Below are 25,075 nucleotides of genomic sequence, written 5' to 3'. Positions count from 1 at the left end.
CTCCAAAGGTATCCCCTAAGGTATCCAATGACCGATCCGTTCGATCTCGATCGCTTTGTCCAGGCCCAAGACCCGGTCTATGGCGACATCTTGGGCGAGCTGACTAGGGGCCGGAAGCAGACTCACTGGATGTGGTTCATCTTCCCCCAGGTCGCAGGTCTCGGCGCCAGCGCCATGTCGCAGCGATATGCCATCGGCTCCCGCGCGGAGGCCGAGGCCTATCTCGTCCACCCTATCCTGGGCGGCCGGCTGATCGAATGCACCAGGCTGGTGCTCGCGGTCGAGGGCCGGACCATCAACGCGATCCTCGGCGCGCCGGATGACGCCAAATTCCGCTCGTCGATGACGCTGTTCGGCGCGGTCTCCGACGAGCCCGTCTTCGATCAGGCGCTCGCCCGATATTTCGCAGGCGAACGCGATGGCGCTACGCTGGATATCCTCGAAAGGCTGGATCAGGCTCGGCATTAGCAGGCGCCGATCAACGTCCTTGGAAGACGGCCGCGCGACGCTCGATGAAGGATTGGATGCCCTCCTTGGCGTCGGCACTGCCGAGCACACGATCGCGAATTTTCGGGATGTAGGCAATCGCAGCCGCTTCGCCAGCTTCGACATAGTTCGCCGCCGCTTCCTTGGTCACCTGGATGCCGAGTGGCGCATTGCGCGCGATCATGGCGGCGAGCGTCATCGCCCGCTCGATCTGCTCGCCTGCAGGCACGACCTCCTGGACGAGACCGATCGCATGCGCGCGCTGCGCCGAAAACTCGTCGCAGAGGAACAGATGATACATCGCATCGCCCCAGCCGGCCCGCGATAGGAAGCGGAAATGCGCGCCGCCCAGCGGTGCGATGCCGCGCCTCGCCTCCATTTGGCAGAAACGTGCATCGTCGGCCGCAACCACGATGTCACCGGCGAGCATCAGCTCGATGCCGATGGTGTAGACGATACCCTGCACGGCCGTCACGATCGGCTTGCGGCAGCGCTTGTTGAGCCCGAACGGGTCGACATTGCCGTCCTTGGTGTTGCGCTTCTCCGCGGTGGGACCGAAGAATTTGGGCATATCGAGACCTGCAGTGAAATCCCCGCCCTCGGCGCAGACCACGCCGACGCGATAGGCCTCGTTGTGGTGCAATTCGGTGAGTGCATCGGACAATTGCTCCATCATCGCAGGCGTGAACGCGTTCTTCTTCGCGGCGTTGGCGATGATGATTTTGAGGACGTGGCCGTGCACCTCGGTGCCGATCTGACCTTCGCTCATGTGCTCGTCTCCCGATTGTTGGTGTTGGCAGCAAGTCAGGCCGGCTGCTGAAGCGCCGCGCGGATCGCCTCGATCCGGGCCGGCGTGAACACGCCGGAATCCAGCAGCTGAAGGATCGAGAGCACGCCGCCGCGCGATCCCCAGCTTCCCTCATCGATGATCTCGAAATTGACCCACCAGGTCGGCGACGGCGCCGGCATGCCGCAGGCCTCCGCAAGCCGCGCCAGCACGTTGCGGATCACCTCGGCGCGCACCGCCGCCGGCCAGGCCGCGTTCATGACGGCGATGTTGACGGTGATGATGTCGCGCGGCTTGTCCTGGTCGCACAGCAACCGGCCGCCGATCGCCATGCTGTCGGACGGAAGGTCGTGGAAATGCACCTGGAACCCCATTCGGGCCGCCGGCGCCCTCTGGCCGACCTCGGGCTCGAGCACGGCGTCGGTCAGGCTTTCCGCAAGCTGCCGGCGCTGCGGCAGGCCGAGCCGTCCGGCCGGTGCGGTGACGGTAATGATGGTCAAATCGGCACCTCTCCACGAATATGACACTCGTCATATCTCAGCACGGCTTGCCTATGTCAAGTGTCATAGTCTAGATGGAGATGGCCAATTGCAGGATTCCCGATGACTGCCACCACACGCGACAGGATGATCGCCGGCGCCGCCGACCTGATGAGCCGCCGCGGCGTCAACGCCACCAGCATGCGCGACGTGGTCCGCCACACAGCGACGCCGCGCGGCTCGATCAGCCACCACTTCCCCGACGGCAAGCCGCAATTGATCGCCGAAGCCGTGACCTTCGCCGGCCGGCAGGTATCCATTCCTCTGGAGAAAGCCATGAACGAACGCGGCGTGATCGGCGGCCTCAAGGCTTTTGTCGCATCATGGCGCCGCCAGTTGGAGGCAACCGGCTTCGAGGCCGGCTGCCCTGTGCTCGCCGTGGCGGTCGATCGCTATGTCGGTGAGCCCAGCGACAAGGACGACGCGGCCGCGCAGCAGCACCTGCTCGACCTCGCCGACGGCGTGTTCGCCGATTGGCGGCGGATCATGCAAGCAGCCTTGTTGCGCGAAGGACTGGCTGCCGAGCGCGCCGAGCGGCTTGCAACGCTCGTCGTCGCCTCGATCGAAGGCACGGTCGCGATGTGTCGCGCCAGCCGCAGCGCCGACGCGCTCGATCAGGTTCAGGAGGAACTGGAGATCGTCCTCGCAACCGCCCTCGCCTGCACAAAAAAATAGATTGGAGACGCGCAATGGACTTATCCCGGCAACGCGAACTCGCCCGTCAGCTCGCCGATTTGCGTCGCGAGGGCCGGCAACAGAGCGGCCTCGACGAACGGCTGGTCCCACCGGATGCGGACACGGCGTACCAAGTCGCGCAGATGGTGGAAGAAGAACTCGGCTGGGATGTCGTCGGCTGGAAGATCGCGGGCATGAAGTCGGGGCTCCAGCGTCAGCTTCGCATCTCCGCGCCGATCTATGGGCGGGTGTTCGCGCCCCTGATCAAGAGCTCGCCCGCTAGCGTCGAGCATGCCAGACAATGCAGCCCGATCCCCGAAGTCGAGTTCCAGGCGCGTCTCGGCGCCGATCTGCCGCCGCGCGCGAAGCCCTATACGGTGGACGAGGTCGGCGACGCCGTCGTCTCGTTGCATCCCGGCATCGAGCTCGCGGAGTGCCGCTTCATTCACGATGCGGCGTTTCCACCGATGCCGGCGATCATGGCCGACGGCTCCGGATCAGGAACGATCGTGCTCGGAGAGCCCATCGCCGACTGGCGTAGCCGCGACGTCGCCACTCAAGATGTCGTCCTGAATTGCAACGGCATCGAGAGACGCCGCGGCTCCGCTGCAGAGGCGATTGACCACCCGCTGGTGCCGCTGGCCTGGCTTGCCAACGAGCTGTCGCGGACCGGCATCGGTCTCAAGGCCGGCCAGACGATCAGCACGGGCACGCTGACCGGTATGCTCCGGCCCAAGGCTGGCGAGACCTACGTTGCCGATTTTGGTCCGCTGGGATCGGTCAGCGCGACCTACAGCTGAGCCGGCCAGGGAGCGTAAACCGCAGATTAACATGGCCGCCCTATCGTCCGGGCAAAATACTTCTCCGTTATTTGCCGGACAGATCATGAAAATCGGTACGCTCCTGACCAGCGCCATCGTCTCGCTCTCGACCGTCGGCGGCGGTCTCGCCGTCTACGTCGCCGCGACGAAGTACCAGACCATGGAACGGATCACTGAAGCGCAGGGGCGGCTCGCAATCGTCCGTGCGGTCAGCGACATCCCGCGCTATCTCAATCCGGAGCGCGGCTTTTCCACCAACATCCTCTACGGACCTGCGGCCATCGACCCTGCGCTGCTGGCCGAGCAGGACAAGCTGCGCAAGCAGACCGACCGCGCCCGCGACAAGATGAACGCGCTGCGCAAGGAGCTGCCCGGCCCGTTCGACGACGGCACCACGATCGGCAGCAACATCGACGGCATCAACGCGAAGTTCACCGCGTTGCGCGAGGCCATCGACAAGGCGCTGGCGGGTCCCGCCGAGGCGCGCAAAGACGCGGCCAAGAAGATCGTCGCCGACAATGCCGTGCTCAACGGCGGCGTGACTGCGCTGCTCAACGAGCAGGTCCGCCGCATGGCGATCCTGAACGGTGACGCTTACCGGCAGGCCAGCTACGCTAATGTCGCGATGACGCTGCGCGACGTCGGCGGCTTCAATTCCAGCCTGCACAAGAACCTCCTCGGCGGAAAGAAGCCGGCGACCGACGCCGAGAAGGCCGACATTGCCCGCTCGCAGGGCCGCAACGATCAGATCGTGATGTCGCTGCAGGAATTGCGCGGCAATCCAACAACGCCGGCGAATGTCGCGGAGGCCCTGGACAAGTTCAACGCGATCTATGTCGAGGAGTTCGGCCGCGAGCTCAAGCTGGTGAAGGACGGCGCGATCACCGGCAAATACGAACACGACATGGACACCTATTACGCCGCCACGCAGCGCGGCCTCGGCACCATCATCGGCGTCCGCGACGCCTTCTACGACAACGCCGAGCAGATTCTCGCCGGCGCTTCGTCGGCCGCGCACACCAGCTTCACGATCGCGCTCGTCGGCCTTGTCGCCGTGCTGATCGCCAGCGCCGGCCTCATCGTGACGGTTCGCCGCCGCGTCTGCGCGCCGATCGTCGGCCTGACGACGCGCATGTCGCGGCTCGCCGACGGCGAGGTTGCGGAGAGCATTCCGGGCGCCGAGCGCTCCGACGAGATCGGCGCGATGGCCGCGGCCGTTCAGGTGTTCAAGGACAACATGATCCGCGCCGATCGGCTCGCGGCCGAGAAGCAGGCCGAGAACGACGGCAAGATGCGCCGCGCCCAGGCGCTCGACGATCTCACCCGCGCCTTCGAGGCCAAGGTGACCGAGCTGGTCGGCGGCCTGTCGCGGGCCTCTGCTGCAATGGAAAGCACCGCGCAGTCGATGACCTCGACGGCGGCGCAGACCAACAGCCAGGCCGCCGTGGTCGCCGCCGCCTCCGAACAGACCTCGACCAACGTGCAGACGGTCGCGAGCGCCACCGAAGAGCTGACCTCCTCGATCGCGGAGATCGGGCGTCAGGTCGCCCAAAGCACGGAGATCGCGGCCCGTGCCGTCGACAATGCCCGCCGCACCGGCGACACCGCGCGGACGCTCGCCGAAGGCGCCCAGAAGATCGGCGACGTCGTGACGCTGATCCAGAGCATCGCCGAGCAGACCAACCTGCTTGCGCTAAATGCAACCATCGAAGCCGCCCGTGCCGGCGAGGCCGGCCGCGGCTTTGCCGTGGTCGCCTCCGAAGTGAAGTCGCTGGCCGGGCAGACCGCCAAGGCCACGACGGAGATCTCCGAGCAGATCACCGCGATCCAGACCGCGAGCGACGAGACGGTGGCGGCAATCCGCAACGTCGCCGACGTCATCGCCGAGATCGACCAGATCGGCACCGCCATCGCCGCGGCGATCGAGGAACAGGGCTCGGCGACCAAGGAGATCGCCCGCAGCGTTCAGGAGGCTGCCCGCGGCACCCAGGAGGTCAACAGCAACATCTCCGGCGTGCAGCGCGCCGCCGACGACACCGGCGCCGCGGCAAGAGAGGTGCTGGGCGCGGCCGAGCAGCTCTCGACCCAGTCGCGCGATCTCGCCGGCCAGTTCGAGCGCTTCCTCGGTGAGGTCCGGGCGGCGTAGCACGCGAAGTCGTAGCCCGGATGGAGCGCAGCGCAATCCGGGACAGTGCCGTTGACGCGCGAGACCCTGGATTACGCTGTCGCTCCATCCAGGCTACGCGACCTCAATACGGCGGCGCCTTGCGCGCGCGCTGTGCTTTCGCCGCCTCGATCCACCAGGTCAGATCGTCGGCGAAGCGCGGAAACGAGCGCTCCAGAGCCTTCCCGCCGTCGCCGATCGGCTCGCCGGCGTCCGACAGCGTCTGCGCGATCGGGCCGACACCGATGGTGCTCGATATCACCACCATGCCCATCTCCGAGAGGGTGCCGTGCCAGGCGGTCGCTGCGCGCGCGCCGGACAGCCGGCCGGCCGAATAGCTCACGATCGCGGCCGGGCGCCAGAACCATTCCTCCAGGAAATGGTCGGTGAGGTTCTTCAGCCCGGGCTGCATGCCCCAATTGTACTCGCCGGTGACGAAGACGAATCCGTCGGCGCCGCGGATCTGCCCGGCCAGCTTCTCCAGCGCCTCCGGCGCCGAGCCCTTGGGATGTTCCTTGTACATCCGGTCCAGCATCGGCAGCCCGATCGCCTTGGCGTCGATGAATTCGACGTCCTCGCCGCGATCGCGCAGCCGGTTGATGACGAAATTCGCAAGGCGGATGCCCATGCGGTCGGAACGGTAAGAACCGTAGAGAACGAGAATGCGATTGCTCATGGCCGAACGGTAGCACGAAACCGGCGCCCAGCCCTACCCGATTTATCGTTCTACCTTCCGCGACCGCGGTCCAGTGTTTGCGACGGCGTCTCGCCGAACTGGTCGCGGTAACTTCTTGAGAAATCGCTGAGATGCCAGAAGCCATACGCCAGCGCGACCGCCTTGACGCTATCGGCCCCGGCGAGAAGGCGCCGACGCACCAGCCACAGCCGATGCAGACGCAAATAGCGGTGCAGGCTCATGCCGCGATAGCGGCGCACGACGTCGTGCATGGTCCGAACGGACAGCCCCAGCTTGCGCGCGATCTCATCGCTGTAAATCGGCTCCGACAGGTCGTCAGACAGCAGCGCGCGGATGTCCTGGAATAGCCTGAAATTCCGTCCGTCGTTGGGTGCAAAGGTCCAGCGGGCCGGAACGATCGTCGCAAAGGCCTCGTCAACGGCTCCGAGCAGGGACTCCTTCATCGCCGCGCCCTTCAACAAGAGCTCCGGTGCCGAAATCGGCCCGGTCGCCTCGGCCAGCACCTCCCTAACCACGCCGCGCAACCGCTGCAAGCCGGCCGTGGAGATTTCAAAAATCTTGAAGCTCGAGAGCGTGGGCGGCCAGCCACGATCCCTCACCTCGGGCCGGAAAATCACCGAGGCGATTTGCCGCTGCACCTCCTCGATGGTGGTGTAGGCCGCCCCGCCGCTGCCAATGACCACGGCGGGTCGCGCCCGTTGCGAGCCGTTAAAGCGAATTGGCACGTTGAGATCATCCATCGTGAAGCCGATCGCCGTGCAATTCTCCACGAGTTGTGCGTCAACCACCCGCGGAAACGCGCGCGTCAAATTCACGTCGCAGCCCGGTAGGGCCAGGATCGTCTGCTCAGCCGAAATCTTCCGCACAAAAGGGGTGAATTCGAAATTCAGCCCGCGTATGGCGCTTCGAAATTCGTCGACGTCTGAAAAACGAAATGTTTTGAGTGCCGACCTCGGCACATCGTCAATGCTGTTCATGGAAATATGAAAAATGCCGCGCCGCTCTGAATGTGCGTCCGGCCGCGGGGTGCCGTTCGCTGCCTCCTTCGGTTATTTCGTTAGAATCGATCCTAACGTGCCCTGATCAATTGGAGACGGGCCGGTTGAAAGAACAATCCGGGACAACCCTGTCTCGCCGAATTTCGATAGCGTTTCCTGCGATTGAGGCGGTGCGCCAATACCGAAGCCGTTGCCATTTAAGATTCAAATTAACGCCTTTGCGGCGGAATAACCGTCGTTTGATTGTGCAATTTATTTCATTTCAGGCTCCTGCCATGACGGCAAATTCGCCTGCCGACAAGCTGGCCGAATTGGAGAACGCGGTCGCAACGTGTTCGCTGGACCGGTGCGCCCGCATTCTCTTCGGCCTTTTGCAACTGCTCACAAGCAGCCGCGGTCGGTCCCAGGAATTGCTCGCCGGTGTGGTCGACGGCGTCCTGCTGCGACTGATCGAGCGGGTCGAGGCCAGCACGCTGATCGATGTCAGCGCGGCGCTCGCAGAGCTCAAAGTGGCTCCGCGGAACACCGTCCGACGTCTCGCTTCGCACCACGATCCGGAAGTCGCCTGCCCTGTCTTGCTCCGCTCGCAGTCACTGTCCACGGCCGATCTCACATTGATCGCAGCCGCAAGCGGCGTACGGCAGCAATGTGCCATCGCCGGCCGCGCGCCGATCGATCCACGGGTGATGGAGACGCTGATCAAGGGTGGCACTTCCAGCGTTTGTCTTGCGCTGATCGGCAACAGCGAGGCAAGATTCTCCGAAGCCGCTTACGTTGCGCTGGTTGAGAAGTGCCTTGTGGATGACGAACTCACCAAGGCACTGGCGCTCAGGCCCGACACGCCCGACACAGTCATGCGGAAGTTGCTGTCGGCCTCGCCGGCGCCGAAATCCGGCATCGGGCCGAACGCTACCGTCTCGCTTCAAGCCGCAACGGCCGCACCCATCGTCACCAAGCTACCCTCCGCGGCCGCCTATGCAAGCGCACGGCCAGAGATCGTTGCACTCAGCCGCATCGGCAAGCTGAACGATTCCACGGTGAACCGCTTCGCCATCCGCGGCGAGACCGCCAACCTCATCACCGCGCTGTCGGTGCTTTCAGGCGCTCCCATCGAGATCGTCGAGCATGTCATGACCGACGAGGATTGCGAGGCTCTCGTCATGGCCTGCCGCGCCTCGCGGCTGAACTGGCAGACCACGCTCGCCATCCTGAGCAACCGCAGCGGCACACGGCTTTCTTTCGCCGAGCGCGAACGCGCGCAGCACATTTTCGAGACGCTGCTGCTGTCGACCAGCCAGTGGACGGTGCGGTGGGGCGAAATTGCCGCAAACGCCAAGGAGTGCGGTCGGGGACATCGCGACGCAAAAAAGATGGGGGTTAGCCGATGAAGTTTGACGGTCGCAAAGCCTTTCGCGTGAAAATGGACCACAGGCAGCCGGTCAATCTCATGGGATCCGACGGCACCTGGCGGCGCAGCTGCGTCCTGCTCGACGTCTCGCAGACGGGCGCGAAGGTCGAGGTCGAGGGCACGCTGGACGTGCTCCAGGCCAAGGAATTCTTCATGCTGCTGTCGTCGACGGGCCTGGCCTACCGGCGCTGCGAGCTGGTCTGGATCGACGGCACCACTGCTGGCATCCACTTCGTCACCGCACAAAGCAAGAAGAAGCAGGCGATTACGCCGGCTGCCGCAGCGCAGAGCTCCGATCAGGCCAAATAGACCGAGAATTCGACCCATCGATTGGAGCCCGCGCTATTCCGGGGCATATCCGTGCAGAACGCGCAAACCACACTCGAACCCACCAGCCTTGGCAGCGTCGCGGTCGCTGCAGCGCCGCGCCCATTCGTTCATGTGCTGGCCGACACGTCCGACAAGCTGGCCGGTGTGTGCTCGCTCCTCGAGCAACGCTTCGCCGTCGCGGGCGAGCGGCTGGACGCCGAGGCCAAGCTGTCAGAGGTGCCGTCCGCCATCGTCATTCGCGCCGAGCTTCGCGATGTCGACAATATCGCGGCGATCAAGAAACGGGCGGGCAAGCTCGCAAAGGCGAAGAAGCGGATTTTCCTGCTGGAGCACACCTCGCATGTCGCCGTTTCGCAGGCCTATGCGCTTGGAGCGACACTGGTCCTTCCGGGCACCATCAACCGGGCGAGGCTGCTGGCGGCGCTGTCCGATCCGCCTGATCCGCTCTCGGCCGCGTCGCGCGAGAGCGCGCAGGCCGACACTGCCGTCGAGACCGCCGCGACCGCGATCGCATCCATGTTTACCTCTGTCACCCTGGGCCAGCCGCTTGACGTCAACGCCACCAAGGAAGCGGGGCGCCAGATCGCCGATCGCATCACCCGCCATGGCCTGACGGAGTGGCTCATGACGGTGCGGCGGCACCACGAAGGAACCTATCAGCATTGCCTGCTCGTCACCGGTGTCGCGATCGACTTCGGACTGAGCCTTGGCGTCGGCAGGGCCGACCTGGAACGTCTCTACTCGGCGGCCATGTTCCATGACATCGGCAAGGCGCAGATTCCGCTCGCCATCCTCGACAAGCCGGGCCGCCTCGATGCCGCCGAGCGCGCGCTGATCGAAACGCATCCCGCCGCCGGCCATACGTTTCTCAAGGACCATGACGGGATCTCGCCGGAGATTCTCGATGCCGTCCGCCATCATCACGAGTACCTCGACGGGAGCGGCTATCCCGATGCGCTCTGCGCCGAGAGCATTGGCGATATCGTCAGGATTCTAACGATCTCGGACATCTTCGCAGCCCTGATCGAGCACCGGCACTACAAGCCGACCATGCCGCGCGCGGAGGCCTACGACGTTCTGTGCGAGATGACAGGCAAGCTGGAGAAGGCGCTAGTCCGCGCGTTCAAGCAGGTCGCGCTCACGCGGTGAGCGCTGTGACCCGTCTCGAGCGCAGCCTAATGCGTCGCACGATGGCTGGCGCGGCGCGGGATGGAGCGGCAGGCCAGCCCGTCGGCCAGCAGCTTCATGTCCTCGTGCCGGCCGCTGCGAATCAGCCGGCCGAACTCTTCGGGTGTGAAAGGAAGACTTGGATCATCATCGATCTTGGGCCGCAGTCGCGGACCGAAGAACCGCCGAACCAGGCTAGCCAGCCGCCGCATATCAATTCCCTCGCGCCAGCAACAAACCTCTCAGTCCGCATATTGTTCCTCCCGCGACTTCGAGATTGCAAGAGGCCACTCGCGACACCGCACCAAAAATTTTCCGCCAGAGAATAATCTCCTCTTGCTCGTGCTAATCGGCAAAACCCACGTAACGCACGAACTGGTGGTTGTGCTCGCGGTCCGAGCGCACGGCGTTCGCGGCAAAGCCGTCGTCGGGATAGCCCATCGCGACACAGGTCATGATGACCTCGTCCTCCGGAATCTCGGCGACCTCGCGCACGATGTCGGAGCGCATGATGCCCTGCCCGTTGATGACCGAGCCGAGCCCGCGGTCCCACGCCGCGAGCACGATGCCGTAGCAGAGCGCGCCGAGATCGAAGTGGCAGACCGCGCCGGGATCGAGCACGCGGTCATAGGTCAGCACCAGCGAGACCGGCGCGTCGAACTGGCGGAAGCCGCGCAGCACCCAGTCCTGCCGCATCGGCTTGTCGTCGCGTGCGATTCCCATCGCGCCGAACAGCTTCTTGGCGATGTCGACCTGCCGGGTGCGATGCACGCCCTGGTATTCGCCATGGCTGACGATGTCGCGCTTGACCTTGGCGCCGCCGGCCATCTCCGACATGTTGCGGCGACGCACCTCCTCCAGCGGATGACCCGTGAGCACATGGACATGCCAGGGCTGGGTGTTCATCGACGAGGGCGCGCGCTTGGCGCTCTCGATGATCGCCTCGATCACCGCGCGCGGCACCGGCTCGTTCTTGAAGCCACGCACGCTGCGGCGCGACTGGACCAGCGTCTCGAATTCCACCTCGTGAACCTCCCTGCCCGTTCGTCCGGCCTCGCGACGCACGCCGGTTGCCGATGCGGCCCGCAAAACCTATGCTAATGACCAAGCAAGACCAAGAACCCTGTGAGGAAAGCCCATGGCCGCACCGCTCGATCCCGTCATCGCCCAGATCATTCCGCTCATGCCGATGCGCGATCCCACGGTCATGACGCCACAGAGCGCCCGCGATTCCTTGCGCGCACTCGCTGCCTCGCGTGCCGCCATTCCGCCGCCGCCGGTCGATAGCGTCGAGGATATCAGGGTGAAAGGCGGCGCCAGTCTGCTTCCCGCACGGGTCTATCGGGTCGGCGCCGCGCCGGCACCGACGGTGGTGTTCTTCCATGGCGGCGGCTGGGTTGCGGGCGATCTCGAAACCCACGACCGGCAGGCGCGCAACCTTGCGATCGAGACCGGCGCGGTCGTCGTCTCCGTCGACTATCGCCGCCCGCCCGAGACGCGCTTTCCCGGCGCCTTCGAGGATGCTTTCGCCGCGGTCAGCGACGTGTTTGGCCGCGTCGCGGAATTTGGCGGTGACGCAACGCGCTTCGGCGTTGCCGGCGACAGCGCCGGCGGCAATCTCGCAGCGACGAGCGCGATCGCCTGTCGGGAGGCCGGCATCAAGCTCGCCGCGCAACTGCTGGTCTATCCGGTCACCGACGTCGTCGGCGCTTATGCCGATGCGCGCGAGAACGCGCGCTATCCCTCGCGCAGCGAGAACGCCGAGGGCTACTTCCTCACGCGGGCGACGATGGAATGGTTCTGCGGCCATTATCTCGCCGATCCCGCGCACGCCGGCGACTGGCGCGTCTCGCCGCTGCGGGCCGCCTCCTTGGCCGGCGTCGCGCCCGCGGTCGTGACCACCGCCTGGTTCGATCCCCTACGCGACGAAGGCGCCGCCTATGCGCGGGCGCTGGAGGCCGCCGGCGTGAAGGTCAAGCACCATGACGGCCCCGGCCTGATCCATGGCTATTTCGGCATGGGCGACGCCTCCGACGTCGCGCGCACTGAGGCGCAGCGCGCGCGGGCCGACTTCAAGGCGCTGCTGATGCGCGGCGCGTGAAGGCGATCAGGCGCTCTGCGCCCGCTGCGCCGCGGTGTGTCCCCAGGTCTCATCCCAGTCCTGGCCAGCGGCATCGACCACGCGGCCGTCGGCCTCGAAAAACTTGTTCGGCACCTGGAAGATCGCCAAGATCAACGCGCCGTCGGGGCACCAGGCGGCATGCCGGCTCCCCGCCTCGCGCCAGATGAATTCGCCGGCCTTGCAGGCAATGCCCTTGGCCGGACCCTCCTTGTCGACGAGCGCGCCTTCGATCACCCAGCTCTGCTCGATGCCGACATGTTCGTGATCGGGCAGCACCGATCCTGGCGCAAAACGCATCAAGGCGGTCATCAGCCCCGTACGGCGATCGAACAGTAGCGTCTTGGCCTCGCAGCCCGGAAAGCGCGTCTTCTGCCAATCCATGTCTTGGGGTCGAACCAGGTGGGAATGCCGATCGGCTGCCTGGTCGTGCGGGATCGCGGCGTCCATCACGATGCTTCCTCTCCATCTCAAGGGACCGACGCTAGCAGGATCGCCCGATGCGGTCAGCGAGCACTGCAACAGAGGCGACATCTTCCGAGCTGGCGCGCAAAAATCAGCGGGCGACCGGGCGGCCCAGTGCTCATCCTGCTTGATTGCGCCACGATTCCCGGCTCCACTCTCCCGGCCATTTCTGGTTCAGGAGACCCCCATGATGAAACGGATTTTTCTCGCTGCGATCGTTGCCACCTTCGCAGCGGGCTCGGCCCTTGCGCAAGAAACCTGCGAGAGCAAGGCCGTCGGCAAGGACGGCAAGCCGCTGGCCGGCGCCGCCAAGACCTCGTTTCTGAAGAAGTGCAAGGAAGACGCCTGCGCGCCCAAGGCCGTCAGCGCCGACGGCAAGCCGCTCGCCGGCGCCGCCAAGAACAGCTTCATGAAGAAGTGCGAGACCAGCGCGTAACGCGCAGTCCGTTCCCGGCTTCTTCAGCAAAGCCACAACCGAAATGCCGTCATGGCCGGGCAGAAGCGCGTCTTCGCGCGAGAATGTCCCGGCCATTTGCTTTTTGTGCCTCCCCGCCGCCAGTTTCCGACACGCGCCGAGCGCGTAAAGCAAACGCGCCGCGACCCTAGACAGAACGCAGCGGCTGACAGATGATGCGACGCTGAGCGAACCGGGGCGCATCAACGAGGCTTCCAGCAAAGGATGGACGAGATGTTGCAGTTCCGCGTGCGTGATCACATGATGGCGATAATGAGCGTGCTCTTTGCGCTGCTCATGATCGTTGACGTTGCCAACGCGAGAGGCCCCGGCCTGCCCAACGTCATGGTTCTCGCAACCGGCGGCACGATCGCCGGCAGCGGGGCGAGCAGCACCACCGTCATCGGGTATACCGCAGCCACGGTGGGCATCGAGACCCTCTTGAACGCCGTCCCCGAGTTGAAAACGGTGGCCAACGTCAAGGGCGAGCAGGTCTTCCAGATCGCCAGCGAGAATATGAACAATGATTATTGGCTGAAGCTCGCCAAGCGCGTCAATACGCTCCTCGCGCAGGACGACGTGGACGGGATCGTGATCACGCACGGGACCGACACGATCGAGGAAACCAGCTATTTCCTGAATCTGGTCGTCAAGAGCAAGAAGCCCGTGGTCGTCGTCGGTGCGATGCGGCCGTCGACCGCGATCAGCGCGGACGGCCCGATCAACCTCTTCAATGCGGTGATCCTCGCAGGCAGTGAAGAGGCCGTGGGCAAGGGCGTGCTCGTCGCCCTCAACGATCAGATCAACGCGGCACGCGACGTCACCAAGAACAACACGTCCACGGCAGACACCTTTCGCACGCCTGAACTCGGCTTTCTCGGCTACATGCAGGGCAACAAGCCGTATTTCTATCGCCAATCGACCCGCCGGCACACGGCGGATTCCGAATTCGACGTATCCAAGCTGGATGTCCTGCCGCAGGTCGACATCGTCTATGGCTACGCCAACATGAACCGGGTCGCGATCGACGCCTTTGTCGCCGCCGGCGCCAAGGGGATCGTGCATGCCGGCGTAGGCGACGGCAGCCTCGCCCGCCCGGCGGTCGAGCCGGCGCTCGACGATGCCCGCAAGAAGGGCGTGGTGATCCTTCGCAGCAGCCGTGTCGGCAACGGCATCGTCGCGCGCAATGGCGAGGCCAAGGACGATGAGCACGACTTCGTCGTCTCGGATACGCTCAATCCCCAGAAGGCGCGCATCTTGCTGATGCTGGCGTTGACCAAGACGACCGACACCAAGGACATTCAGCGGATGTTCTATGCTTATTAGAGCATGATCCGGACCCGGAGGGCCGCCCTAGTTGTAGCCCGGATGAAGCGCAGCGTAATCCGGGGCAGACCAAGCACCGGCACGACTGTCCCTGTAGCACTCCCCGGATTGCCCTGCGCGGCTTCGGCCCATCCTTCGCCCGACTGAAGCGCAATCCGGGAAAGTCCCTCGCATGGTTCGCTATCGGCGAAATTTCGTACCCGGCGGGATGTTCTTCTTCACCGTCACGCTGGACGATCGAATGTCATCCGTGCTGGTTGATCATGTCGACGAGCTCCGCAGCGCATTTCGCGTAACGCGTGCCGAACGGCGGGTCGTTGGAAGCGCATCAAGAGTGCCTTCACACACCGGCTGGCAGCTTCCGGCGCACCGATCTGCCGCAATCATCGCGGCGAGTACGCGCTCTGGCAGCGGCGATTTTGGGAACACACAATTCGTAACGATGCGGATTTCGAGCGCTGCGCCGATTACATTCACTACAATCCGGTCAAGCACGGGCTCGTTGCAGCGGCGATTGAGTGGCCCTACAGCTCGCTCCATCACTACGTTCGCGCTGGTATTCTACCTCCCGATTGGGGAGGAGCCGGCGAGATAAGCGGCAGCTTTGGTGAACGCGGAGACTGATCCCGGATTACGCTTACGCTCCATCCGGGCTACCGGTCCATCACGGCCGCCCGTAGCCTGGATGAAGCGCAGCGCAATCCAGGGATGGTCCCGCGGCACGACACGAGCGCCGACGTCGCACACGGATCCCGGATTGCGCTTCGCTCCATCCGGGCTACCGCCCACCACTAGCTCCGCAAACCCGGCGCCTCCTGGCCGGTGCGCGCGACATATTCGGTGTAGCCGCCGCCATATTGGTGGATGCCCTCCGGCGTCAGCTCCAGCACGCGGTTCGACAGCGTCGCCAAGAAATGCCGGTCGTGCGAGACGAACAGCATGGTGCCCTCGAAATCCGACAGCGCGTTGATCAGCATTTCCTTGGTGGCGAGGTCGAGATGGTTGGTGGGCTCGTCCAGCACCAGGAAGTTCGGCGGGTCGAACAGCATCTTGGCCATGACGAGGCGCGCCTTCTCGCCGCCCGAGAGCACGCGGCAGCGCTTCTCGACGTCGTCGCCGGAGAAGCCGAAGCAGCCGGCGAGCGCGCGCAAGGAGCCCTGCCCCGCCGTCGGAAACGCGTCCTCCAGCGACTGGAATACGGTGCGCTCGCCGTCGAGCAGATCCATCGCGTGCTGGGCGAAATAGCCCATCTTGACGCTGCCGCCCAGCGCCACGGTGCCCTCGTCCGGCTCGCTCGCACCGGCAACCAGCTTGAGCAGCGTCGACTTGCCGGCGCCGTTGACGCCCATCACGCACCAGCGCTCCTTACGGCGGATCATGAAGTCCAGCCCGTCATAGATGCGCTTTGAGCCATAGCCCTTGTGCACGTTCTTGAGTGCGACGACGTCCTCGCCCGAGCGCGGCGCCGGCGGGAAGTCGAACGCGACACTCTGGCGGCGGCGCGGCGGCTCGACCCGCTCGATCTTGTCGAGCTTCTTGACCCGGCTCTGCACCTGCGCCGCATGCGAGGCGCGCGCCTTGAAGCGCTCGATGAACTTGATCTCCTTGGCGAGCATGGCCTGCTGGCGCTCGAACTGCGCCTGCTGCTGCTTCTCGTTCTGCGCCCGCTGCTGCTCGTAGAATTCGTAATCGCCGGTGTAGGTGGTGAGCGAGCCGGAATCGATCTCGATCACCTTGGAGATCACGCGGTTGATGAATTCGCGGTCGTGCGAAGTCATCAGCAGCGTGCCCTCGTAATCGTGCAGGAATTTTTCCAGCCAGATCAGGCTTTCCAGATCGAGATGGTTGCTCGGCTCGTCGAGCAGCATCACGTCGGGCCGCATCAAAAGAATACGCGCCAGCGCCACACGCATCTTCCAGCCGCCCGAGAGTTTGCCGACGTCGCCGTCCATCATCTCCTGGCTGAAGCCGAGGCCGGAGAGCGCCTCGCGCGCGCGGCCGTCGAGCGCATAGCCGTCGAGCTCCTCGAACCGGTGCTGCACCTCGCCATAGCGGGCGATGATCTCGTCCATTTGGTCGGCCTTGTCGGGGTCGGCCATGGCGGCCTCGAGCTCGCGCAATTCAGCCGCGACCTCGCTGACGGGGCCGGCGCCGTCCATCACCTCGGCCACCGCGCTGCGGCCACTCATCTCGCCGACGTCCTGGTTGAAATAGCCGATGGTGATGCCACGATCGATGGAGACCTGACCCTCGTCGGGCAGTTCCTCGCCGGCGATCATCCGGAACAGCGTGCTCTTGCCGGCGCCGTTCGGGCCGACGAGACCGATCTTCTCCCCCTTGTTGAGGGCCGCGGAGGCTTCGATGAACAGGATCTGGTGGCCGGCTTGCTTGCTGACGTTGTCGAGGCGGATCATGAGTGACTTTTGGGGGATTTTTGCGTTGCAGCGTCATAGGCCATACGGGGCGTGAGGGGAAGCCCGGGACAGGCCGGGATTCAGCCCATTCGCTCGTGACCGCTCGGTTCGGGGCCTACGGGCAAATGGGTCGGGCAAACTGCGTCCGGCACGGGCATCTATGCTTCGCTTGCCGGATATGTCGGCTTTTCCATCGGCTGGGTCGAAGGCCCGGAGATCAACGCTCGGCCTGTAAGAACTTTTCGCCGAATCTCGAAGAGACCTGAGACCGGCGCCGCCTCTCTATCTTACTGAGAACGGCGCCTGATACGGCCGCCCGAACGGCACGCCGTTGATGACGGTCTGGATCGGCTTGAGGTGGGCTTTCCCTTCCCTCCTGTTATTGCGCGTGTCGACGAAGCTGACCGGTCCCTCCACCAGCTCCATGATCGCGACGTCGGCGGGCGCACCGACCTGCAGCGTGCCGATCTTCGGCGCGCGGCTGATGATCTTCGCCGGCGCGGTCGTTGCCATTGCGACCACCTGCTCCAGCGTGAAACCGAGCGTCATGAACTTGCTCATGACGTTGGGCAGGAAGGGAATCCCCGGCGAATTGCCGGAGAAGACGTGGATGTCCGAAGAGATGGTATCAGGAGCGCATCCGCCGGGGATCGCCACTTCCGCCACGGTGAAATCGAAGCTGCCGCCGCCATGCCCGACGTCGAACATGACGCCGCGCTGCTTGGCCGCGAGAGCCGCAGGCAGCAGCTTGCCGTCCTGAACGATATTCGTGAACACGCTCGACATGTTCGGGGCGCCCGAATAGGCATGCGTCAGCACGTCGCCCGGGCGCATCAGGTCGAGGATTTGCGACATCAGCTCCTTGGATTCGACGCCGCCGATATGTACCATCATCTTCGCCGGCCAGCCGCACATCTCGCACGCCTGGATGCCGCGCTTGAGCGGCTCGAGCCCATGCTTGAAGATGACGTTTTCCGACATGCGCACCTTGACCCCGAGCAGGAAGTCCGAATTCTCGGCCAGTGCCATGGCGCAGGCTTCGGTCTGCGCTGTATCGATGTTGTGGAGCTCGGCGACCGGGAACGCCGACAGGCCGTTATTGGCGATGTGGACGAAGGCGTACATCCGCGCCCGCGTCTGGGCCACGATGAAGCGGCGCAACGCCGCCAGATTGTTGACGCCGGCATCGCCCGCCGAGACGACGGTCGTCGTGCCCTGGAACTGGACCAGCTCGTCGGCGGGAATGCCGATGGCCGAGCCGTAGGGATAGACGTGACAATGCAGATCGATCAGGCCGGGCATCACCAGCTTGCCTGAGGCGTCGATGCTCTTCAGCGCGCGCTCCGCCGGGATCGCCTCCTGGACCGCCTCGATCGTGCCCCAGCGGATGCCGACATCGCGCCTGGCGCGCAGCGACTGGCTGGGATCGAGCACCTCGCCGCCGCGGATCACCAGATCGTACTTGTCGTTCGGCCCCATCGCCCCGCGCGCGGGCGCGGCGAGGCCGACGGCGGCGGCCGCCGTCGAGAGTGCCAGGAAATCGCGGCGTGACAACGCAAGCATGATGATCCCCCCTCTGTGCTTTTGTTCGCGGCAACGGCCGGGCTGGATGTCCAGATCTGCTTCCGCCGCCAAGGTCGAGTTCACAACGAACGGGATTGGAAATGAAGCCCGGATGATCCGATCCTATGACGGCACGCGAGCCCTGAGGAGCCGCGAAATTTTCCAGAATCGCATCGGGCGGGCACCACTGGCTGAAGTCCGGCTGCATCTTTGCTGCGCCGCGACATGCGCGTGAATATCGAACTGCCTGGAGTCGAACGTCTAAGACCAATAATGCGACACCGGGGCTTGTCGGATGCCGGCAATGCGTCCAAACTGTGATCAAAGTCGCTGGAATGCGGCATACCTCCAGCGGTTCACAACGACAAGCGCGTCGAAACGCGTTCGAACAATCAGGCCGCCAGGGAGGACGTCCATGACTGCAAAGTCCGAAAAGACCAGAACAACTCGTCGCAAATTCTTGCTGACCGCCGGCGCGGCCGGCGCTGCCACCATCGCCATGCCGCAAGTCAGCCGGGCGCAGACAGCGACCCTGAAGATGCAGGGCTCGTGGGGCAAGGCCGATGTCTTCAACGAGATGGCCGAAGATTATGTGAAGCGCGTCAACGATATGGCCGGAGGCCGGCTGCGCATTGACTATCTGGTCGGCGGCTCGGTCGTGCATCCGTTCCAGGTCTTCGACGGCGTTCATGGCGGCCAGATCGACGCGGCACACACGGTGACGGTGTACTGGTACGGCAAGCACAAGGCCGCCTCGCTGTTCGGCACCGGCCCGGTGTTCGGCTTCAACGCCAACGAAGGCCTTGGCTGGATCCACAACGGCGGCGGCAAGGAGCTGTTCGAGGAACTCCAGACTAAGATCATGAACGTCAACATCAAGAGCTTCTTCGCCATGCCGATGCCGACCCAGCCGCTCGGCTGGTTCAAGAAGCCGATCACCAGCGACGCCGATCTCAAGGGCTTGAAATATCGCACGGTGGGTCTGGCCGCCGATCTCTTCCAGGCGATGGGCGCATCGGTCGCGCAGCTGCCCGGCGGCGAGATCGTACCCGCGATGGAGCGCGGCGTGATCGACGGGTTCGAGTTCAACAATCCGACCTCGGACCGGCGCTTCGGCGCGCAGGATGTCGCCAAGAACTACATGATGGGCAGCCATCATCAGGCGACGGAATATTTCGAGATCATGTTCAACCGGACGAAATTCAACGCGCTGCCGAAGGAACAGCAGGCGATCCTGCAATACGCCGCCGAGGCCGTGTCCTCCGCCAACGAATGGAAGGCAATGGATTATTATTCGAAGGACCTGCAGGAGCTGATCAACAAGGACAAGGTCAACGTCCAGCGCACACCGAAGTCTGTGTTCGACGCGCAGATCAAGGCGTGGGACGGTCTGATCGCCCAGCTCGGCTCGGATCCGTTCATGAAGAAGGTGATGGACTCGCAGAAGGAATGGGTGCGCCGCGTGGTTTACTACAACATGAACAACGCGACGGACTACCGCGGCGCCTTCGAGCATCACTTCCCGGGCGTGCTCAAGGTCTGACGGCTGTCGCGGGGGATCGCGTCAGGTCTTATCGCGAGGGCGGCGCAATTGAAGCGCCGCCCACGAGTTGGAGGGGGACATCCGGATGGACTGCTCGCAGCGAGTTCAGCTCGCATGACGAAATTCCTGTTCTTCATCGATGAGCTCAGCACGTGGGTGGGCAAGGCGTTCGCCTGGCTGATCCTCGTTCTCACCCTGGGAGTCAGCTACGAGGTGTTCGTGCGCTACGTGCTGCGTGCGCCGACCACCTGGGCTTTCGACATCAGCTACATCACCTATGGCGCGATGTTCCTGATGGCCGGCGCGTACACGCTCTCGCGAAACGGCCATGTCCGCGCCGACGTGGTCTACCGCCTCTGGTCGCCGCGCACCCAGGCGACGATGGACCTCGTCCTGTATATCCTGTTCTTCCTGCCGGCGATCGCGGCGCTGATGTATTCGGGCTGGAACTACGCCCAGATGTCGGTGCGCTTCCGCGAAGTCAGCATCTTCAGTCCGGCCGGCGTTCCCGTGTTTCCACTGAAGGCGCTGATCCCGCTCACCGGCTTCCTTCTGTTCCTGCAAGGGGTCGCCGAGATCATCCGCTGCGTGCTGTGCATCCGCACCGGTCGATGGCCGCAGCGCCTGCACGACGTGGAGGAGACCGAGAGCCTCGTCATCCGCGAACATCAGCAGCACGCGGCTGAGCCGCAGAGCGAGAAGGGACCAGGCGCATGACCGATCCTCAACTCGGCATGCTGATGCTGGGCCTCTTCATCTTCATCATCATGCTCGGCTTCCCGATCGCCTTCACGCTGATGGCGATGGGCGTCTCGTTCGGCTATTACGCCTACTACACCCCCGGTCAGGACTTCTTTCAGAACCGTATCTTCACGCTTCTGGTGCAGAAGACGTTCGAGGTCACATCCAGCGACGTGCTGGTGGCGGTTCCGCTGTTCCTGTTCATGGGCTATTTGATCGAGCGCGCAAACATCCTCGACCGCCTGTTCTACTCGCTGCAGCTGTCGATGAAGAACGTGCCGGGCGCACTTGCCGTGGCCACGCTGATCACCTGCGCCATGTTCGCGACCGCCACCGGCATCGTCGGTGCCGTCGTCACGCTGATGGGGCTGCTGGCATTGCCGGCGATGCTGCGAGCGGGCTACGACGCCAAGCTGTCGGCGGGCGTCGTCTGCGCCGGTGGCTGCCTCGGCATCCTGATTCCGCCGAGCATTCTCCTGATCGTCTATGCGGCGACCGCCGGCGTCTCGGCGGTCAAGCTTTACGCGGCGGCGTTCTTTCCGGGGTTCATGCTGGCCGGCTTGTATGTCCTCTATGCGATGACGCGCGCGATCATCAATCCCGCGCTCGCGCCGAAGCTGCCCCGCGAGCAGACCGACGTGCCGACCTCAAAGGTCATCTGGGCGCTCGCCACGTCGTTCCTGCCGCTCGCGTTGCTGATCGTTTCGGTGCTCGGCGCGATCCTGTTTGGGCTGGCGACGCCCTCGGAAGCGGCCGCGGTGGGAGCCCTCATGAGCATCGTGCTGGCGGCTGCCTATCGTTCGCTCAACTACGAGATGATACGCGAATCCGTGTACCTGACCGTGCGCGCCACGGCGATGGTCTGCTACCTCTTCATTGGATCCTGGACGTTTTCGGCGGTGTTTGCCGTCCTTGGCGGACAATCGGTGGTCGAGCAGTTCTTCACTTCGATGAACCTTTCGCCGATCCAGTTCCTGCTGCTGACCCAGATCATCATCTTTCTGCTCGGCTGGCCGCTGGAATGGACCGAGATCATCATCATCTTTGTGCCGATCTTCCTGCCGCTGCTTCCGCAATACGGCATCGATCCGATCTTCTTCGGCATCCTGGTCGCACTGAACACGCAGACCGCCTTCAACACGCCGCCGGTCGCGATGGCCGCCTTCTATCTGAAGGGCGTGGCGCCGCCTGAGGTGAAGCTGACCGACATCTTCTCCGGCGCGCTTCCGTTCGTCGGCCTGGTCTTCCTCACCATGGCACTGGTCTACATCTTCCCGGGGATCGCATTGTGGCTGCCGAGCTATCTCTATGGGGCGCGATGAGCGGACCCGGCAAACCGACGAGAGGCTGCGCATGAGTCTCAACGCGCTCGGCCTCGCGGACGCCGCGGCCGGCATCCGCGACGGCCGGCTCAGCTCGGTGGAGCTCGTCGGCGACTGCCTCAGGCGCATCGATGAGGTCGATCGCGATATCCATGCGTGGGCGTTTCTCGATCGCGACCACGCGATGCGGCAGGCCGAGGCGGCCGACGATCATCGCAAGCACGGCAAGGCCACAGGCCCGCTGCATGGCGTGCCCGTGGGCATCAAGGATATCTTCGACACCGGCGACATGCCGACGGAATTCGGATCGGAGCTGTGGGCCGGACGCACGCCGCGGCGCGATGCGGCCGCCGTGGCGCGTCTGCGGGCGGCTGGAGCGGTGATCCTCGGCAAGACGGTGACCACCGAGTACGCGTACTACAATCCGGGCAAGACCCGAAATCCGCACAACCCAAATCACACCCCCGGCGGATCGTCCTCGGGCTCCGCCGCGGCCGTCGCGGCGCTGATGGTGCCGGGTGCCATCGGCTCGCAGACCAACGGCTCGGTGATCCGTCCTGCCGCCTTCTGCGGCGTGGTCGGGTTCAAGCCCACGCATGGCCTCATTCCACGCAGCGGCGCGCTCCAATTGTCGCGCACGCTCGATCATGTCGGCGTGTTCGGGCGCAACGTCGAGGACGCGGCCCTGCTGGCGGAGGTCATGGTCGACTTCGACCCGGAGGATCCGGACACCCGGCCAGTTGCGCGCCCGCCATTCTCTGTGATCGCGGCGAGCGAGCCGCCGTTGCCGCCGCGATTTGCCTTCGTGCGCTCTCCGGTCTGGGATCAGGCCGAGCCGGAGATGCGTGAAGCCTTTGCCGAGCTCGTCGACGCTTTGGGCGAAGCGTGCAGCGAGGTCGAGCTTGGGCCGAGCTTCGACGGGGCCGTCGATATGCACCGCATCATCATGGAAGTTGATATGGCGCACAATCTGCGGCGCGATGACCAGCGCGGCGGCGACAGGCTGAGCACGCGCCTGCGTGAGGCGATCGCGCGCGGCCGCGCGCATCTTGCGGCGGATTATTGCAACGCTCTGGCCGGGATTGCGCCGCTCAACCAGGCCCTGGACCACCTTTTCGATGAATACGACGCCATCCTGACGCCCGCAGCACCGGGCGCGGCGCCCGCCATTGAAACGACCGGCAACCCGGCTTTCTGCTCGCTCTGGACCTATCTCGGCGTCCCCGCCATCAGCCTTCCATTGATGCGCTCGGAATCGGGCCTTCCGCTGGGCGTCCAGCTCGTCGGCCGCCGCGGCAACGACGCCCGCCTCTTGCGCACGGCGCACTGGCTGATCAAGAGCATCGGGCGCATGCGTGGCAGCGGTCGGCGCAACGCCCCGAGCGCCGGATCGAACTCGGCTCCGGGCGCGGAGAAAAGGAAAGTGCGATGACCAATCTGATCACCGGACTCATCGGCCTCGCGCTCATGATCGCATTTCTTGGAATCCTGCTGGTCTGGATCAAGGCCATTCCGCTCATCATCATCGTTGTCTGCGTCGTGGTGCTGGCCGTGATCGATTTCGTGCGATCCCTGCGGACGAACGGCGCGCCTCGCTGAATGCCCCATGGCAAGAAGACGCTTCACTTCTCGGCATTGGCCGGAGCAGCCGGAATTACGACAAGAAGAGAGCTTTAGCGGCCAACCCGTTCGAGCTGCCACCTGGGATCGCCTGCGCAGCGCGCGTCGAGACCTTTGCTCAAGTCTGCGAGGCTCACCGCGCCCAACCGTTCGACCAGCAATGCTTCGGCATCGCGAAGGACATCGTCCACCGCTGCGTTGACGAGTTGCTCGATCGCACAGTCTGGATTGGAATGCTCGTTCCCGATCGCAAATAGCCGGGGACCACCAACCGCACGATAGACATCGAGAAGTGACACGCGCTCGAGGTCGCACGCGATGACCCACCCGCCGCCATGCCCTTTGTCCGACCGGACATAGCCCGCATCGCGCAGCCCCGCCAATGTGCGGCGAACGACGACCGGATTGGTCCCCAGCATCGTGCCGATCGCCTCCGAGGTCATGGGGCCGTCATGTCGCGCCATGTGGAGCAGCACATGCAGCATTCGAGAAAGGCGGCTGTCGTTTCGCATCGGCTGATCTTTCGCACGCATCCCATCATTGGCAAGGGCACGCAGTCATGATACATATGAAGTTACATGACTCGTGAGGTATCCGACGTGCAACAGTTCGAGGATCCAGACCACTGGGACAGCGCAGCCAGGCATTATCGAGAGACCGCGCACCCCTTCACCGCCCTGTTTGCGGAGGCGGCGCTGGCGCGCGTAACCCTGACGCCTCAGAGTCATGTTCTCGATGTGGCAGCCGGCACCGGCGCGCTCGCCCTCGCAGCCGCTCGCACCGGCGCACGAGTCCTGGCGACCGACTTCTCGCCCGGCATGGTCGGATGCATCGCAGCTGCTGGTCTGCCCAATGTGAAGGCGCGGGTCATGGACGGACAGGCGCTGGACCTGCCCGACGCGCATTTCGATGCCGTCTTTTCGATCTTCGGTGTCATCATGTTCCCCGATTGGCGCAAGGGTTTGGCCGAGATGCGACGGGTGACGCGCCCCGGCGGGCATGGCGTGGTTGCGACCTGGCAGGATCGGGGCGCGGCGACCTTCCTCCTGTTGGGCGAAGTGCGGCAAAAGCTGTTCCCTGATCGGCCGGGCATGGCAATGCCTGAAGCCGTTCAGGCCCTGAGCGATCCGGACGATTTCGCCCGCGCCCTCGTCGCTGCCGGCTATCGCAATCCCCGGATCGACACGGTGACTCATGATTTTCTGCTCGACGTCGCGGCGCTCGACGCGCCTGACACGCTCTTTGGCATGTCGCCCGACTGGACCAGCCTGGATCGAAAAGGCGGCGGTGATTGCCGAGGTGCGGGCCAGAGCCGATGGTCGTCCGGTGCTGCCGATAAGCTCGACCGCACTCATTGGCGTCGCTGAACGATGAGGCTCAAACAATAAAGCCTGGCGGGCCGTCACACTATCGGCCGATCTCTCGATCTCCCGAAA

General features: G+C 64.4%; 26 protein-coding genes and 2 pseudogenes. 18 read left to right on the top strand and 10 right to left on the bottom strand.

Annotation, left to right across the window (positions count from 1 at the left end):
• Positions 1-27 precede the first annotated feature (27 nt).
• Positions 28-468, top strand: a complete 441-nt coding sequence (locus tag I6F12_RS08720) for a DUF1810 domain-containing protein (protein ID WP_036000275.1) — start codon at positions 28-30, stop codon at positions 466-468.
• A gap of 10 nt (positions 469-478) precedes the next feature.
• Here I6F12_RS08720 and I6F12_RS08715 read toward each other — a convergent pair whose 3' ends face one another.
• Complete coding sequence (locus I6F12_RS08715) at positions 479-1,255, bottom strand: crotonase/enoyl-CoA hydratase family protein (RefSeq protein WP_036000278.1); 777 nt, start codon at positions 1,253-1,255, stop codon at positions 479-481.
• 35 nt (positions 1,256-1,290) lie between these two features.
• The gene (locus I6F12_RS08710; protein ID WP_225155978.1) at positions 1,291-1,773 is read right to left on the bottom strand and encodes a tautomerase enzyme; all 483 of its coding nucleotides are present in this window, start codon (positions 1,771-1,773) and stop codon (positions 1,291-1,293) included.
• A gap of 126 nt (positions 1,774-1,899) precedes the next feature.
• Between I6F12_RS08710 and I6F12_RS08705 the strand changes: the two genes are divergently transcribed.
• The 3 genes from I6F12_RS08705 (at position 1,900) to I6F12_RS08695 (ending at position 5,454) form a co-directional block, all read left to right on the top strand.
• Complete coding sequence (locus tag I6F12_RS08705) at positions 1,900-2,487, top strand: helix-turn-helix domain-containing protein (protein WP_225155977.1); 588 nt, start codon at positions 1,900-1,902, stop codon at positions 2,485-2,487.
• A 14-nt stretch (positions 2,488-2,501) separates the two neighbouring features.
• Complete coding sequence (locus tag I6F12_RS08700; RefSeq protein ID WP_225128566.1) at positions 2,502-3,287, top strand: fumarylacetoacetate hydrolase family protein; 786 nt, start codon at positions 2,502-2,504, stop codon at positions 3,285-3,287.
• Between the two features lie 85 nt (positions 3,288-3,372).
• Positions 3,373-5,454: a HAMP domain-containing methyl-accepting chemotaxis protein gene (locus I6F12_RS08695; RefSeq protein ID WP_225155976.1), complete on the top strand. Its 2,082-nt coding sequence runs from the start codon at positions 3,373-3,375 to the stop codon at positions 5,452-5,454.
• Positions 5,455-5,557: 103 nt separating this feature from the next.
• Here I6F12_RS08695 and I6F12_RS08690 read toward each other — a convergent pair whose 3' ends face one another.
• The gene (locus I6F12_RS08690; RefSeq protein ID WP_036022824.1) at positions 5,558-6,148 is read right to left on the bottom strand and encodes an NAD(P)H-dependent oxidoreductase; all 591 of its coding nucleotides are present in this window, start codon (positions 6,146-6,148) and stop codon (positions 5,558-5,560) included.
• Between the two features lie 50 nt (positions 6,149-6,198).
• A complete protein-coding gene (locus I6F12_RS08685) occupies positions 6,199-7,146 on the bottom strand; it encodes an AraC family transcriptional regulator (RefSeq protein WP_225149530.1) in 948 nt (315 codons plus the stop codon).
• Between the two features lie 296 nt (positions 7,147-7,442).
• Between I6F12_RS08685 and I6F12_RS08680 the strand changes: the two genes are divergently transcribed.
• The 3 genes from I6F12_RS08680 to I6F12_RS08670 are packed head-to-tail and all read left to right on the top strand — an operon-like array spanning position 7,443 to position 10,054.
• Positions 7,443-8,555, top strand: a complete 1,113-nt coding sequence (locus tag I6F12_RS08680; RefSeq protein WP_225156141.1) for a DUF2336 domain-containing protein — start codon at positions 7,443-7,445, stop codon at positions 8,553-8,555.
• Positions 8,552-8,884: a PilZ domain-containing protein gene (locus tag I6F12_RS08675; protein ID WP_036033812.1), complete on the top strand. Its 333-nt coding sequence runs from the start codon at positions 8,552-8,554 to the stop codon at positions 8,882-8,884. The genes I6F12_RS08680 and I6F12_RS08675 overlap by 4 nt, the downstream gene beginning before the upstream one ends.
• Positions 8,885-8,935: 51 nt before the next feature.
• The gene (locus I6F12_RS08670; RefSeq protein WP_225155975.1) at positions 8,936-10,054 is read left to right on the top strand and encodes an HD domain-containing phosphohydrolase; all 1,119 of its coding nucleotides are present in this window, start codon (positions 8,936-8,938) and stop codon (positions 10,052-10,054) included.
• A gap of 26 nt (positions 10,055-10,080) precedes the next feature.
• On the opposite strand, the gene I6F12_RS08665 is transcribed toward I6F12_RS08670, so the two are convergent.
• Complete coding sequence (locus I6F12_RS08665) at positions 10,081-10,284, bottom strand: hypothetical protein (protein WP_036000317.1); 204 nt, start codon at positions 10,282-10,284, stop codon at positions 10,081-10,083.
• 133 nt (positions 10,285-10,417) lie between these two features.
• Positions 10,418-11,095 (bottom strand): nitroreductase, encoded by a 678-nt coding sequence (locus I6F12_RS08660; protein ID WP_225114113.1) that lies wholly within the window; start codon positions 11,093-11,095, stop codon positions 10,418-10,420.
• A gap of 115 nt (positions 11,096-11,210) precedes the next feature.
• Here I6F12_RS08660 and I6F12_RS08655 point away from each other — a divergent pair, with 115 nt between their 5' ends.
• Complete coding sequence (locus I6F12_RS08655; protein ID WP_225155974.1) at positions 11,211-12,173, top strand: alpha/beta hydrolase; 963 nt, start codon at positions 11,211-11,213, stop codon at positions 12,171-12,173.
• Between the two features lie 6 nt (positions 12,174-12,179).
• Here I6F12_RS08655 and I6F12_RS08650 read toward each other — a convergent pair whose 3' ends face one another.
• Positions 12,180-12,641 carry a cupin domain-containing protein gene (locus tag I6F12_RS08650; RefSeq protein WP_036000328.1) on the bottom strand — a complete coding sequence of 154 codons (462 nt, stop codon included), beginning with the start codon at positions 12,639-12,641 and terminating at the stop codon, positions 12,180-12,182.
• Positions 12,642-12,843: 202 nt separating this feature from the next.
• Between I6F12_RS08650 and I6F12_RS08645 the strand changes: the two genes are divergently transcribed.
• The 3 genes and pseudogenes from I6F12_RS08645 (at position 12,844) to I6F12_RS08635 (ending at position 15,060) form a co-directional block, all read left to right on the top strand.
• Positions 12,844-13,092, top strand: coding sequence for a hypothetical protein (locus I6F12_RS08645; RefSeq protein WP_036000331.1), 249 nt, complete (start codon positions 12,844-12,846; stop codon positions 13,090-13,092).
• A gap of 291 nt (positions 13,093-13,383) precedes the next feature.
• Positions 13,384-14,436, top strand: coding sequence for a type II asparaginase (locus tag I6F12_RS08640; protein WP_225155973.1), 1,053 nt, complete (start codon positions 13,384-13,386; stop codon positions 14,434-14,436).
• 172 nt (positions 14,437-14,608) lie between these two features.
• Positions 14,609-15,060 (top strand): annotated as a pseudogene (locus I6F12_RS08635) (transposase).
• A 167-nt stretch (positions 15,061-15,227) separates the two neighbouring features.
• Here I6F12_RS08635 and I6F12_RS08630 read toward each other — a convergent pair.
• Positions 15,228-16,850 (bottom strand): ABC-F family ATP-binding cassette domain-containing protein, encoded by a 1,623-nt coding sequence (locus I6F12_RS08630; protein ID WP_225155972.1) that lies wholly within the window; start codon positions 16,848-16,850, stop codon positions 15,228-15,230.
• Positions 16,851-16,967: 117 nt separating this feature from the next.
• Here I6F12_RS08630 and I6F12_RS08625 point away from each other — a divergent pair.
• A pseudogene (locus I6F12_RS08625) lies at positions 16,968-17,072 on the top strand (DUF3750 domain-containing protein); the annotation flags it as partial.
• A gap of 60 nt (positions 17,073-17,132) precedes the next feature.
• Here I6F12_RS08625 and I6F12_RS08620 read toward each other — a convergent pair.
• Complete coding sequence (locus I6F12_RS08620) at positions 17,133-18,413, bottom strand: amidohydrolase/deacetylase family metallohydrolase (protein WP_225155971.1); 1,281 nt, start codon at positions 18,411-18,413, stop codon at positions 17,133-17,135.
• Positions 18,414-18,828: 415 nt separating this feature from the next.
• On the opposite strand from I6F12_RS08620, the gene I6F12_RS08615 reads away from it, so the two are divergent.
• The 5 genes from I6F12_RS08615 to I6F12_RS08595 all read left to right on the top strand — a co-directional run bounded on the left by I6F12_RS08615 (position 18,829) and on the right by I6F12_RS08595 (position 23,618).
• On the top strand, positions 18,829-19,956 hold the full coding sequence (locus I6F12_RS08615) for a TRAP transporter substrate-binding protein (RefSeq protein WP_036000349.1): 1,128 nt from the start codon (positions 18,829-18,831) through the stop codon (positions 19,954-19,956).
• 114 nt (positions 19,957-20,070) lie between these two features.
• Positions 20,071-20,673, top strand: a complete 603-nt coding sequence (locus I6F12_RS08610) for a TRAP transporter small permease subunit (protein WP_025035930.1) — start codon at positions 20,071-20,073, stop codon at positions 20,671-20,673.
• Complete coding sequence (locus I6F12_RS08605) at positions 20,670-22,019, top strand: TRAP transporter large permease subunit (RefSeq protein ID WP_036000352.1); 1,350 nt, start codon at positions 20,670-20,672, stop codon at positions 22,017-22,019. Before I6F12_RS08610 ends, I6F12_RS08605 begins: the two co-directional genes overlap by 4 nt.
• Positions 22,020-22,050: 31 nt before the next feature.
• A complete protein-coding gene (locus I6F12_RS08600) occupies positions 22,051-23,451 on the top strand; it encodes an amidase (protein WP_225155970.1) in 1,401 nt (466 codons plus the stop codon).
• Complete coding sequence (locus tag I6F12_RS08595; protein ID WP_157284651.1) at positions 23,448-23,618, top strand: hypothetical protein; 171 nt, start codon at positions 23,448-23,450, stop codon at positions 23,616-23,618. Before I6F12_RS08600 ends, I6F12_RS08595 begins: the two co-directional genes overlap by 4 nt.
• A 74-nt stretch (positions 23,619-23,692) precedes the next feature.
• Here I6F12_RS08595 and I6F12_RS08590 read toward each other — a convergent pair whose 3' ends face one another.
• Positions 23,693-24,151, bottom strand: coding sequence for an Rrf2 family transcriptional regulator (locus tag I6F12_RS08590; RefSeq protein WP_036000430.1), 459 nt, complete (start codon positions 24,149-24,151; stop codon positions 23,693-23,695).
• Between the two features lie 87 nt (positions 24,152-24,238).
• Between I6F12_RS08590 and I6F12_RS08585 the strand changes: the two genes are divergently transcribed.
• Positions 24,239-25,006, top strand: coding sequence for a class I SAM-dependent methyltransferase (locus I6F12_RS08585; protein WP_225155969.1), 768 nt, complete (start codon positions 24,239-24,241; stop codon positions 25,004-25,006).
• The last annotated feature ends 69 nt before the right edge of the window (positions 25,007-25,075 follow it).

It is taken from the genome of Bradyrhizobium sp. IC4059 (assembly GCF_020193615.1).
Classification (GTDB): domain Bacteria; phylum Pseudomonadota; class Alphaproteobacteria; order Rhizobiales; family Xanthobacteraceae; genus Bradyrhizobium; species Bradyrhizobium yuanmingense.
This window is presented reverse-complemented; position numbering and strand designations above follow the sequence as displayed.